This is a genomic window from Bacillus cereus group sp. BfR-BA-01347 (genome assembly GCF_022663835.1).
Classification (GTDB): domain Bacteria; phylum Bacillota; class Bacilli; order Bacillales; family Bacillaceae_G; genus Bacillus_A; species Bacillus_A thuringiensis_K.
In genome coordinates this window covers 529,806-543,556 of the sequence record NZ_JAKUGG010000001.1, presented here as the reverse complement: position 1 = coordinate 543,556, position 13,751 = coordinate 529,806, and the positions used below count along the sequence as shown (strand labels likewise).

Here is a 13,751-nt window from a genome sequence, read left to right as displayed (position 1 = left end):
AGATTAAACAAAATACGTTCCAATATCTATTATTAGGAAAAGATAGATATAAATATATATTTATATGTAAAAGAGAGTGAATAAATGAAACCAACTATTAAAAATTACGTATTTTTACATGTAGCTTTTTTGATATATTCTATCATTATGGTTTACATGAAATGGGCAGCTAAATTCCCCATTGCTTCCATCTCATTTTTTGTTGCTTATTTCGGATTAGTTATACTTTTATTCGGATATGCAATTTTATGGCAACAAGTAATTAAACATTTCGAAATTTCAAAAGCATATTCACATCGCGGGATTATTATACTGTGGTCAATGCTTTGGTCAGTATTTCTATTTGGAGATACGATTCAGTGGAATCATCTACTTGGTGCAGCTATTATTATCGTCGGAATTGTGGTGGTGACAAAAGATGAATAGTTATATGTTATTATTTATTTTCGGGATAATTTTAGCTAATTACTCACAAATATTATTAAAAAAAGCTACTTTGCAACAATACGATTCTAGAATAAAAGAATATGTGAATCCTTATGTTATTATCGGCTACTCTTTATTTGTAATTAACGCCGGATTAAATGTTATCGCCATGAAGGGCATGGCATTAAAACAAGCATCAGCATTAGAATCCTTAAGTTATATCATCATATTAATTTTTGGTTGGTATTTCCTAGGAGAAAAAATAACGAAACGTAAACTCATCGGCAACATGATTATTATCGTTGGTGTAATCGTTTATTGTATCCAATAGTAAAAAGCTCCGTTTATCACAAACGGAGCTTTTTACTATTGACCTAAATTTTGCACTTTATCTTTCAAATCTCGAACTTGATCTACCGTCTGCATAAGCTCAGAGTTTTTAAATTGCTCTACATCCACTTTCCCTTCTTCTATCTTTGTCATCGCCGTATCAATTAACGTATTTAACTTTTCGTTATATCCGACGATTTGTTGATGAAGATCCTTTGCTACATCAGGTGGCGTTAATTCATTGAATGCGGGTATATCTTGTTTAATTTCACTAAGCTTCGTTTCTAATTCTTTTCGAGCCTCACTATCATTGACGGCCTTTTCTGCTAATGCTGGTGCATCATTTGCAAATGCACTTATTTTATTTACATAGTCTGTCGCCTTTTGAGCATAATCTATGGAGTTCTTTCCTTCTTCCACTATTGAACATCCCATTAAACCAATTGAAACTATAAATACTAATAAAATTGATTTTATTTTCATTTTAGACTCCCTTCGTCTTTATCATTGTCTGTAATTTTCTCTATACATAACTTCTAGCTAAATTGTTTATAACCTTTTTCAAATAGCTATTTATCCTCTTACATGCCCTATTATCGTTACAACATCTATTTCTATATGTACGCTTATAATATCTTCAATTATATCCATATATCCTTGTCCTATAGCTGTTCCATAGTGTAATGTAAGCCCTTTCTTTTCATACACTGACTTTGGCACTGAAAAAATAAATCTCCTCAAGTTTCTTTCATCAGCTGGTTCCATAATTAAAACAATCCCATCCTCATCAAACATATACGCTCGCCCTCCAACTTTACATTCACTATGGCTCAGTATTGCCTTGGTCAGCAAAATTTAAAACATAATAAGTTAAGATACTCTCTGCTCCATCATAAAGTGAAACTTTAATTAGCCCTCACCAATCGTTTTTTACTGGCAACAAGGCCCCAACCTAACTTCATTCCTTTCACTCAATTTTGAGATGGGGTTTTACTGCTCGGCAAATAGCGGGATAAAAATAAAAAGCATTCATTCTTTTTTGTTAAGAATGAATGCTTTTTAAAAAATCAATTTCTAACTCTAGCATCTTTTTTTGACGAGGCTTTACTTTTCTTACGGGAACTCCAGCATAAATATACCAATCATCTAAACTCTCTTTTACCATACTCATCGCGCCGACTGCCGTACCTTCTCCTACAGTTACATTTGGAAAAATAATAGAATTAGCACCAATAATCACATGTTTTTTTAAAATAACTTTTTCTGCTTTCACATTCCTATATTGATTTGGGACGGTTGGCCCCATTAATGTATTTCCACTGAAATCATCAAGTACTGCATATACGATTGTTTTAGCTGAGATATTTGCAAAATCATGCATTTCAATCCCAACTTCCCCTCCATATAACGCTGTATACGCTGATATGTGCGAATAACTTCCAATTGTGATCTTACCACTTAAAATGCAAAAATCATCAATTCTTACATGATTACCTACTGATATAGCACTCGGATTATATATACTTGCTTTTTTACTAACCAATACATTTTTCCCAACAGATAAAAATCCAATTTTCTTTAGTTCTTCTTGGCTATAAAAACTATTCATCTGCCCAAACCACCTTCTGCCCTAAACAGCTTACAATTTGTTCTACTATTTCTTCCGTCATTCCTTCCCATAAAGGTAAACTTACGATTCGTTTTGCTATTTTATTCGTTTTTGTTAAATCTGTAGACTTATAGTTTCTAAAAAGAACTTGTTGGTGGCAAGATGGTGAAAAGTATAATCTAGCTTCTATTTTCTGTTTTTTCAGTTCTTCTATTACTTGTATGTTGCGAACTTCTTCTGGACAAATGATAGGCATAAATTGGTGAATAACTGCTTCTGTCTTTTGGACTTTCCACCCTTTTTTCATTAACCCAGTATTTTGTAACAACTGTTTATACCATTCAGAAATAAGGGTGCGTTCTTTTAATTTTTGATCCCACTTTTTTATAGTCGCAATCCCAATAGCTGCTGCGTATTCAGACATTTTACAATTAAACCCCATCATCGTACATTCACGATTTTTATCAAATCCGAAATTCCCCATTCTTTTAATACGTTGTATATCTTCTTCGTTTTTACTATATATGAGCCCTCCTTCACCAATTCCGAACGGTTTTGTTGCATGAAAGCTATATACGATCATTCCACTAAAATCTTGACCGTAATGCATTCCTCCATTCATTAAACCAAATCCCGGCGCCGCATCTACGACAACCGGAATCCCCTTCTTCTCTAATTCTTCATATTCTTCTAAGTTCATCCATGATCCAAAAGTGGCGTACGGGACAACAATCGCAACCTCTTCTTTTAATTCTTCTATCTTATGCAAAAGTACGGTTTTATCCATATACCAATCATCTATTGAAATATCAATAAAGTAAGGTTCCAATCCACACCAAATAGCGGCTAAGGCAGTCGCAGGGAATGTAAAGCTAGGCATGAGAGCATACTTTCCCTTTCTTCTTTTCTTTAGTTGAATAGCCGCCATTAACCCTAACGTTGCGTTTGCTACTGTTGTAACAGCTCCCCTTTTTTGAAAAAATGACGACATAATTGTTTCCTCAAAACGTTGATTTATAGGTCCATAATTCGTATATATGTGAGATGTATCAATTTCCTTCAATTCGTCCAAATACTCACTTACAGGTACAGTTGAAGCACGTAAAAAAGGAATATTCTCCATATCTATCTATTCCTTCCTATCATTTTCGGACAATATAGAGCATATCTGTTTCAGATAATCCAAATTTCCTAGCGCTTTTCATTCCTTGTTTTTCCGCTATGTTATATAATTCTACCTTAAATCCTGCATTCATTAATCGTTGAATAAATCCTGATTGATTATAAATTCTCACATGATCTTCTTGACCAAAAGCTAATTTCCTTAATTGTGGAGTTACAATTAATTCATTCTCTATAATAGAATCCACATTCATTACGATTGGTACTTGAATAATTCCCCATCCACCTGGCTTTAGAACCCTATATAACTCTCGCATTGCTTTATCATCAGCAGGAACGTGTTCTAACACATGGCTACATAATATTACATCAAAAGTATTACTATCATATGTAATTCTTGTAACATCAATTTCCTTCATTAATGGATCCTTCAGTTCTAAGTCACCACATACATACGTAATATTTTTATACTCGTTAAACCAATCTCTTAATTTCGCTTCAGGTGCAATATGAAGCATAGTATAGTTTCTACTTAACAAGTCCGTTTCCGTTTCAATGTACACCCGATACAATCTTTCACGATCCATCGAACTACAAATTGGACATATACCTGTATCTTTATTCCACATCTCAAATTTATATTTCGGAAAATCATAATGTGCTGGCCAAGGGGAAAATTTTTCAAATTGTTGATTGCAATATTGACAATAACAACATTCTTTCTCGAATATATGAGCAACTAACTTGTTTAACCCTTTTTTTATCTTTTCATTATAAATTTGATCTAGCTCCCCATTTCTTACTGCATCCTTAACTATAAATCCCGCATTTTCTAAACAATAAGATAAACTCTCTTTATAATCTCTTTCAGAACTTAAAAATCCACTATTATACGCATCAATAATCAATTCAATCCACTCTTCAATTGTCATTAAAATAAAATGCATTTGTTTTTGATTTTGTCCACTATGTTGTCTAAAATAACTAAGAGGTTCTTGTATATAAACTACTTTTCCTTTCCTCATCATATCTAGCCAAGTTGCGATGTCATTAATAGCAGAATAAGCCTTTCCTTTAAAATATCCAAACTTCCCGTCAAACAAATCCCGATTAAACAAAACTGTTGTCGGCTCACCAACTACATTTTTCAAGTTTTTTAACATATAATTTCCTAATTCTTTTCCTTCAAAAAGTGTAGTTTCTTTCGCGATTTTCATATTTAATGTTGAAGGTGGTAATACCTCTCCATCCCCATCAATCAGTTCACGATATGACGTCACAAATGAAATATTTTCTAACGTCAAAAAGTATTTCATCATTTTCTCGATCTTTTCATGATGAAATAAATCATCATCTAATAAAAAGTTTATATAGTCCCCATTCGCAAGTTCTACACACTTATTAAAGTTTTCGGCAACTAACGGCGTTTCATTTTTAACATATGTAATACACTCATATTCACGTAAATACGGTTGAATCATAGCATTGACTTCATTATTTGTACTGTCGTCAGAAATAACAATTTCAATATTCTCATATGTTTGATTTAGAGCGCTGTTGAGTGCCAATTCCAAGTAATAAGGTCTATTGTACGCAGGAATAAGTATGCTTACTTTCGGTAAAGGCGAATTATTATTTATATGTTGTTTTTTCTTTTCTATGTTTATTTTCTTTTCTTTAATTTTTTGATAATAGTCTAATGTATATAATATCGATGATGGAACTATCCTTCTTGCGTAATCTAGAAAATTAGTCATCGCTTTGTCTAACTCTTTTTCGGTGGATAAGAAACCATATTTTTCTCCTGCTAGAATACTATGTGAAAAATCTTCTAATCCATCCATCATTTTATTAGATTCATTTAACTGTTGATCTGGATGTAATCGAAAGTAACTAAGTGTCTCTGCTATATATACTGCTTTTCCTTTACTTAATAAAGATAACCATGAAGCTATATCTACGTTACATAGATACCTCCTCTTATCAAAAATCCCAAACGGTTCTTGTAAATCATTTTTACGAAATAAAACTGTTGTCGGTTCTCCGATATAATTTTTTTGATCCACAATTACCTTATTTCCTAATTCTGTTCCCTCTATAATCGTATCTTCCTCAAATAAACGGACAGTTGAATAAATATGTCGCAGTTCTTTCCCTTTATCATCAATTACTTGACGATGAGATGTTACAAGCTTAATTTCATTATCTAAATCATTGAAAAAATACTTCATCATCTTTTCAATTTTATTTACATGTAATACATCATCATCCATTAAAAAATTTATATACTCACCGTTCGCTTCATTAAATAACATTAACGCATTTTCAAATTGTCCAAGAGTTGACTTATTCTTTATATAAATAATATTTGAATGGTCACATAAGTATTTTTGTAACACTTTTTCTGTTTCATCATTCGTGCTATCATCTCCAACTATAATTTCTATATTAGGGTATGTTTGTTCTAATACACTACATAACGCCTTTTCAAAGTAACGAGGACGATTATACGTAGGAATTAACACACTTACCAACGGAAGTTGCTCTACCACCTCTTCAGTTCTTTCAATACGAGTTCTCATTTTAACTCTCTCACCTCTTCGCATATTATTTATATACGCGACACAAAAATCACATTACTTTAACTGTATGGAGCCTATATACTTTTATGCAAACATGAAACAAATTATCATACTTTTCGTTCCTCAATAAACATATTTAATAATGCGGACATTTTATTTGCACCTTTTTTATTCATATGATCACTATCATAAAAATCATCATCATAAAATAATGGCGAATCAAATAGATCTATAATTTGAAAAGAATATTGAGTTTGAAAATCATTTATAACTTTATAAAAATCTTCTTTTAATTTCTTACTACTACAATTAAAATAATGTGAAGTAACAGGGAATACAACAATTAATGGCTTTATATCATTTTTTAACAGTAATTCTAAATATTTTTTTAAAATTATTTTATTTTCAACTAAAGTATGAGGATACACCAATTTAGCATGTGAAGCTGCTCTTATTTTCCCGTGTTCTTCAAAAGGAATATGAAGAGAAGTAGTATTCCATTCAGCATTTATCCAAGGCAGTATCAATGATTCATCTTTTAGTTCGTCTAATAAAATATATTCAAAATGCAAATTAAAAATAGAAAGAAGTGGTTTCGGAGTATTTAGATGTGAGAATCCATCAGTGGGTAGAGGAGAGTGAACTACAGTATGATGACCATCTTGAAACAATGGATAATATACTTTGTGAATTCTATATGATTCAGATGATAACGACATATCAAAGTAAAACGAAAAATAGGCTATTCCTATTAAACAATATTGAAATGAATGATTGTTTGATAAAAGTTGTGACGCTATTAAATAATCATAGTATAGATCTTGCGATGGAAGTGTTAATTTTATTGACTTTTTTGAGAGAAGCTCCGTACTTATGCCACAATGTGGATAAGACAAACCGGTAGCAAACAATTCATACGTCGGATCACTCTTTGCTTTTTTCATAGAAATGTATAAAGACATAAGATCCGGATTTATTTGATAGATAGAAATTAATTTATCCTTCCATTCATACATGTATTTTGTTAAATTAATAATTTTTGAACTTTGCACGCCCCTATTTATCAAATCATTTGTAAGTTTTTCTGCGTCCCCTCTCCAAATGACTATATATTGAAAAGAACTTTCTATACGAACAACATCTGAAACGTCCACAACATGAACTATTGTTTTACATTTATTTTTGTCTAACGTATTTCGAATCCTATCCCCTGATAATTCATCACTTAAAACAATGATTTTATATTGTTCCTTCATGTACATCCCCTCCATTATATGTATAATATGAAATTCATTTTTAATTCGTAACAATCATATACACCTGCAATCTAACAAAAAAAATAGCTCCACCATTAGGTGTAGCTATTTTTACAATTATTGCTTATTCAAATCATATTCCTTTATCTAACTCATAAAGTTTACGATACTTTTCATTTTCTTTCAGAAGTTGTTTATGACTACCTTGCATGACAATTTGGCCTCGATCAAGGAATATAACTTCGTCTACATGTTCTATTCCTACAAGATGGTGCGTAATCCAAATAACCGTCTTTTCTTCCGTTGCAGAAAACATTGTTTCAATTAAAGACAATTCTGTTTTTGGATCTAAACCGATAGTCGGTTCATCAAGTACAATAATTGGTGTTTCTTGCATAAGAGTTCTAGCAAAAGCAACCCTTTGTCTTTCCCCACCAGAAAACCGCTTTCCCATTTCATGCATTTTTGTTTGTAATCCGTCTGGAAGAGAAGTAACATGTGAAGCTAATTGTGCTTTCTCTAAAGCTTTCCATATCTCTTCATCCGTCGCCTCTGGTTTGCCAATTCGTACATTATTTCCAATTGTCGTATCAAACAAATGCGGCTTTTGATTTAATACAGAAATATATTTAGATAAAAGATTCGTATTAGCTCGTTCACCATTTAGTACAACTTGGCCATTTACTGGGCTTAACGCCCCTGTTAACAATTTTAGTAAAGTAGATTTCCCTGTCCCACTTCTCCCTAAAATAGCAATTTTCTTCCCTGCTTTTATTTGTAATGATACATCTTTTAATACAATCTCATTACTATCTGGATAACTATACGATACGTGATTCAGTTCAATATCTACATGTTTTGGTTCAATATAATCTTTCTCTCCATGCAAATCCGTTTCATCATGTAAAACACTATCACTTTCTACGCCATTAAGACGATGGGTAGATTCTACATACGACGGTATTCGATCGATGGCATCTGCAATAGGAAGAAGCGCGTTCGTTACAGATAAAGTCATTAATACGAAAGCTGCGATAACTGTAGGAGCAATTTGTTCACTTGCCGCTTCATTTCCAGTCCATATAATCATCGAAATAACTACAATACCTACTACTAATTGAATGATACTGTCCCGAATATGATACCAGCGTTTCACTCTCTTTTCGATTTTTAACAACTGATCATTTTGTTTTACATACTCATTAATAAATTCACCTTTACGACCACTTGCCTGCCAATCAGATAATCCAAAAACAGCATCCGTCAGTTGTTGATACAAACGACTTCTGCCTTGCTTTAAAGTAACATGATGTTTCTTCATCAAAAGTAATGATACAAACGGAAGAAGAAAAACGATAATAGCTAACATACAACCTACAATAAGTGCAAAAACAAAATCAAATGCACCGATAACAAGTACAAAGATACTATAAACAACTAGCGCTAATATGCTAGGAAATATTGTACGTAAATATAGGTTTTGCAAATGCTCTATATCTTCGGATAACACTCCTAACATATCACCCGTTTGAAATCGAGAACGGAAAAATAACGCCTGTGGTTCTACTATTCTATATAGCCTCGTTCTCATTTTTTCTAATATACGTAGTACGACATCATGTCCGACTAAGCGCTCTATATAATGAAATACAGCTTGCCCTATACTAAACGCTCTTGTTGCAACAATAGGAACATATACAGCCATTACATTTTCTGGTCTAAGGGCAGATTTTGAGATTAAATAACCTGAAATAAAAAGTAACATCGCTCCTGAACTAACTCCAAGAAGACCAAGGAAAATAGTTAAAGTCATTCTACCTTTATTTTGTTTTATATAAGGTTTAACCCAGTTACTCATTTCTCTCCCCTCTCTTCCCTATGAAAATGTAATGTCTCATTCTCTAAAAGTTCTTCATACGTCCCACTTTCTTTCATTTCCCCTTTATTTAAAATAAGGATATGGTCCATTTGTTTCATCCAATGTAGACGGTGGGTTGCTAAAAATACTAACTTTCCATTAAATAGACGTAACATCGCTTGCTTTATTTCAAATTCGGTTTCAATATCAAGATGTGCCGTAGGCTCATCTAATAAAATGATTGGTTTTTTACTTAAAAGTGCACGCGCCATAGCAACACGCTGTTCTTGTCCGCCACTTAGCATACGTCCACCTTCCCCAATTCTTTCGTGCATCCCATTTGGAAGTGATGTAACGAGTGAACGAAGGCCGACTTCATTAATAACTCTTTCAACTTCTTCATCTGTTGCATTTGTTTCATAAAAACGAATGTTATCCTTTAATGAAAGCGGAAAAATATAAGGTTGCTGCGGAATATAAGCGATATTTTTTTGCCAATCTTCACGAGTAGATCCATCAACTTCTACACCATTTACTAACATCTTTCCACTCGAAGGAGATAAAAAACCTGCTAATACGTCGATTAACGTCGATTTGCCTGCACCACTTTCACCAATAACACCAATAGCACCGTTACCTTCCCAAGTAAAATTAATTCCTTCTAATATAGCCTTTTCAGATTCAGTATTATTAACTTTGATGTCTTGTAATTTCAAGCTACTAGAGGCATTCCATACTATATCTTCATTTAAATCTTTCTTTTGTATTCTTTTTTGTTGTTGCAAAATCTCTTCTATTTGCTCCATCGCAATTTGTCCATCTAATGTTGCATGATAATTTGCTCCCACTTGTTTAATCGGCAGAAAATATTCCGGAGCTAAAATCAAAATTGTTAGGGCTGGTAATAGTATAATCGTTCCATCTATTAAACGTATCCCTAATCCAACTGCCACAAACGCGATTGATAAACTCGTAAAGAAATCTAATGCAAAAGAAGAAAGAAAAGCAACTCGCAAAGTACGCATCGTTGCTTTTCTATACCTTTTACTTACTTTTTCAATCTTTCCTTCGTGCTGTTCACTTTTCCCTAAATACTTTAATGTTTCTAAACCTTTTAACGTATCTACAAAATGGTTCGAAAGTACACGATATATCTCGTACTGACTATCTGCCATTTTTTGCGCTGCTAATCCGAGAAGAATCATAAATATGATCACGATAGGAATCGTTACAACTAAAATGATTCCAGACTCAATATCTAGCGTAAAAACGTATAGTACAATTAGACCTGGAACGATGCTACTTCTAATCATTTTAGGAATCGTTAATTCAATATATGTTTTAAATTTCTCAATCCCTTCAATTGATAAGGTAACCAGATGACCAGTTCCGACAGTTTGAACATACCTTGGACCTAATGTGAAATATGCCTCTATTAGTTGTTTTCTTAGTAACGACCCTGTTTTTTCAGCAAAACGTTCCACTAATATTTGTGATGTTCGAACTACTATGTGTCGCGCTGCAAACGCGATACCAAAATAAACAATTTCACTTAATATTGTTTGTACTGTCTCTCCATGAAATAAAAACGTAATAGCTCGTGCTAAAAAGATTGTTTGCGCAATAATACTAAAAGCTTCTAAAATACTAATAATCGTTAACGCTACATATAAAATACGGCTACCGGGATAAGACGGAAGTCCTCTTTTTCTTTTCATTAGTACTCCAAATCGTTGTCTGACTTAACAGGTTGTCTAAATACATAATAACTCCATATTTGACTTCCGATAACGAAAGGCAAAATAGCAATCGCAAAGTAAGTCATAAGTTTTAATGCATAAGCTCCTGATGCTGCGTTGTAAATTGTCAAATCATTCATTGCTCCTAAAGAGCTAATCATAACACGTGGGAACATACCGATAAATACACTCGCACTTAGTAAAATGATTGTTAAACTCGTCATAAAGAAAGCCCAACCATCTCTTCTTCTTTTATTTAATAAAGTGGACACTAATAGTGCTACAAAAGCTCCGATTGGTACCATAATCCATTCTGTTCCATGAGCAGTGAAAATGTCGGTTTTCCATAACCCCACACCAGCAAAAACAAGAAGTGTAATTAATGAAAATGGTGCAATTTTTATTGCAGCAATTCGTGCACGTTCTCTCAATTTACCAGTTGTACGTATCGTAAGAAATTGTAATCCGTGAACAATACATAGTAGGAGAAACATTACTCCCCCAAGTAACGCAAATGGATGAAGTAATTGCAGGAATCCACCTACAACATTTTTACTCTCATCAATAGGTACACCTACCATAAAGTTTGCAATCGCAACTCCCCAAAGGATAGGAGGTAACATACTTCCAATAAACATCCCCCAATCCCACGCACTCTTCCATTTATGATTATCTATTTTCGCACGAAATTTAAAGGAAACACCTCTTAAAATTAAAGCAAGGAGCATAAATACAAACGGAATATAAAAACCACTAAATAAAGTTGCATACCAGTGCGGAAATGCCGCAAACATCGCTCCGCCAGCACAAACAAGCCATACTTCATTCGCGTGCCAGAACGGTCCTATTGTATTTAAGTAAACTCGTTTTTCAAAATCATTCTTTCCTAAAAACCTCGAAACCATTCCTACCCCAAAGTCGAAACCTTCCAGTACGAAGAATCCAATAAATAAGATTGCAATAACTAAAAACCATAACTCATTAAGAGATAACATACTCTTCCTCCTTATCAAATGGATCATGGCTTTGATAATCCTTTTTCGTTTTCTTATTCTTGTGGCCCTTAATGGTACGAACAAATAAGTACACACAAATTCCACCCATAATTAAATACATTGATGTGAATGAAATAAGTGAGAATAATACTTCACCGAATGTTACATTTGGTGATACAGCATCTTCTGTTTTCATTACACCAAATACAACCCAAGGTTGACGACCCATTTCAGTCATAATCCACCCTACTGTATTACCGATGAATGGAAGAGAAATTGCATACACCATTAATTTTAAATACCACGTTTTTTCAGCTAAACGATCTTTTCTTGATAAGAACCATCCGTAAGCTCCTAGAAGAAGCATGAATGTTCCACTCATTACCATCGCTCTAAAACTCCAAAACATTGTATGCACTGGAGGAATATAATCTCCAGGACCATATTTTTCTTCATATTGTTTTTGAATTTGATTCATCCCTTCAACTTGACCGCTAAACTTATCATACGATAATAGACTTAGCATATAAGGGATTTGAATTTCAAACGAATTTTCTTTCTTCTCTGTATCAATTTTCGAAAATACTGTAAATGGTGCTGGATCCTCACTTGTATTCCATAGCGCTTCAGCTGCCGCCATCTTCATTGGATGTGTCTTAATTAATTGTTGCGCTTGTGCATGACCGAAGAATAATACAAGCGCCGTTGTAATTGTTCCAACAATGATAGAAATTCGGAAAGATTTTTTAAATACTACAGTTTCTTGTCCTTTTGTAATTTTCCATGCACTTACACCAGCAATAAAGAATGCACCTGTTGCAATTGCCGCTGTAATTGTATGCGGGAATTGTACCCATAGTTGTGGGTTTTGAATAATGGCTAAGAAATCATTCATTTGCGCACGACCATCCGCTGCCATTTCATACCCGACAGGTGACTGCATAAATGCACTTGCAGTTAAAATCCAGAATGCTGATAACATCGTTCCAATGGAAAGGAGCCAAATACACATTAAGTGAATTCGCTTCGGTAATTTATCCTCACCGAATACCCATAAACCTAGGAATGTAGACTCAATGAAAAATGCCAGCAATCCTTCAATTGCAAGCGAGGGACCAAATACATCACCTACAAAACGTGAATACGTTGACCAGTTCATACCAAACTGAAATTCTTGTAAAATACCTGTTACTACACCTACTGCAAAGTTAATAAGGAATAATTGCGTCCAAAACTTTGCCATCTTCTTATATACTTCTTGCCCTTTTACCACATACAACGTTTGCATGATCGCAATAATAAAAGCTAAACCAATTGACAGCGGAACAAAAAAGTAATGGAAAATCGTTGTTGATGCGAACTGTATTCGTGCCAATTCGAGCGTTTCCATACTAAAATCACTTCCTTCATAGTTTTTATAATAAAAGTTAATTGAGCAATCTTATCAAACTCAATTATTAAGAAATACGAAAAGACAAAAACATTTTGTATGTATTGTCGAAAAATATGAAATTTCAGTTTTTCAAACTATTGTAATGCTATTTTTTACCTTTTCACTATTTCTGTAGTGTTTTATTCGTTAATCGAATTGTATAATATACCTGCATAGTAAATTCAGGTTATTTTTGACGTATTATTGACATCATTTTGTCTGAAATATGTCTTTTGTCATTTTTTTGAATCAGATTTTTCTCATTAGCAAAATGTATTTTTTCAATATACGGCTTACTTTTATATCTATAAAACAATCGTTTTTTTCTTCATACACTTGACTTTCACCCGAAAAAATGTCCTCGAAACCACCCTCGATAAATGCTTGTTTTTTGTCAAGAGA

The 13,751-nt window shown here is 33.3% G+C and carries 12 protein-coding genes; 2 read left to right on the top strand and 10 right to left on the bottom strand.

Going from position 1 to position 13,751, the window contains the following annotated elements:
- Positions 1–84 precede the first annotated feature (84 nt).
- Positions 85–426: an EamA family transporter gene (locus MR143_RS02700; RefSeq protein WP_000805125.1), complete on the top strand. Its 342-nt coding sequence runs from the start codon at positions 85–87 to the stop codon at positions 424–426.
- Entirely contained in the window at positions 419–757 is a 339-nt protein-coding gene (locus MR143_RS02695) for an EamA family transporter (RefSeq protein WP_001089868.1), read from the top strand. Before MR143_RS02700 ends, MR143_RS02695 begins: the two co-directional genes overlap by 8 nt.
- A 35-nt stretch (positions 758–792) precedes the next feature.
- On the opposite strand, the gene MR143_RS02690 is transcribed toward MR143_RS02695, so the two are convergent.
- The 10 genes from MR143_RS02690 to cydA form a co-directional block, all read right to left on the bottom strand.
- Complete coding sequence (locus MR143_RS02690) at positions 793–1,239, bottom strand: DUF6376 family protein (RefSeq protein WP_046945384.1); 447 nt, start codon at positions 1,237–1,239, stop codon at positions 793–795.
- Between the two features lie 90 nt (positions 1,240–1,329).
- Positions 1,330–1,551 (bottom strand): hypothetical protein, encoded by a 222-nt coding sequence (locus tag MR143_RS02685; RefSeq protein WP_000459099.1) that lies wholly within the window; start codon positions 1,549–1,551, stop codon positions 1,330–1,332.
- Between the two features lie 247 nt (positions 1,552–1,798).
- A complete protein-coding gene (locus tag MR143_RS02680) occupies positions 1,799–2,365 on the bottom strand; it encodes an acyltransferase (protein WP_001084185.1) in 567 nt (188 codons plus the stop codon).
- Complete coding sequence (locus tag MR143_RS02675) at positions 2,358–3,488, bottom strand: DegT/DnrJ/EryC1/StrS aminotransferase family protein (RefSeq protein WP_000427962.1); 1,131 nt, start codon at positions 3,486–3,488, stop codon at positions 2,358–2,360. Before MR143_RS02675 ends, MR143_RS02680 begins: the two co-directional genes overlap by 8 nt.
- Before the next feature lie 19 nt (positions 3,489–3,507).
- Positions 3,508–6,069 carry a glycosyltransferase gene (locus tag MR143_RS02670; protein WP_001260421.1) on the bottom strand — a complete coding sequence of 854 codons (2,562 nt, stop codon included), beginning with the start codon at positions 6,067–6,069 and terminating at the stop codon, positions 3,508–3,510.
- A 107-nt stretch (positions 6,070–6,176) separates the two neighbouring features.
- Positions 6,177–7,325: a hypothetical protein gene (locus MR143_RS02665; protein WP_000664250.1), complete on the bottom strand. Its 1,149-nt coding sequence runs from the start codon at positions 7,323–7,325 to the stop codon at positions 6,177–6,179.
- A gap of 133 nt (positions 7,326–7,458) precedes the next feature.
- Positions 7,459–9,183 carry a thiol reductant ABC exporter subunit CydC gene (gene cydC / locus MR143_RS02660; protein ID WP_000073652.1) on the bottom strand — a complete coding sequence of 575 codons (1,725 nt, stop codon included), beginning with the start codon at positions 9,181–9,183 and terminating at the stop codon, positions 7,459–7,461.
- Positions 9,180–10,901 carry a thiol reductant ABC exporter subunit CydD gene (cydD, locus tag MR143_RS02655; protein WP_000824022.1) on the bottom strand — a complete coding sequence of 574 codons (1,722 nt, stop codon included), beginning with the start codon at positions 10,899–10,901 and terminating at the stop codon, positions 9,180–9,182. Before cydD ends, cydC begins: the two co-directional genes overlap by 4 nt.
- On the bottom strand, positions 10,901–11,917 hold the full coding sequence (gene cydB / locus MR143_RS02650) for a cytochrome d ubiquinol oxidase subunit II (protein WP_000950080.1): 1,017 nt from the start codon (positions 11,915–11,917) through the stop codon (positions 10,901–10,903). The genes cydD and cydB overlap by 1 nt, the downstream gene beginning before the upstream one ends.
- Entirely contained in the window at positions 11,904–13,307 is a 1,404-nt protein-coding gene (gene cydA / locus MR143_RS02645; protein ID WP_000448869.1) for a cytochrome ubiquinol oxidase subunit I, read from the bottom strand. Before cydA ends, cydB begins: the two co-directional genes overlap by 14 nt.
- Positions 13,308–13,751: the final 444 nt, after the last annotated feature.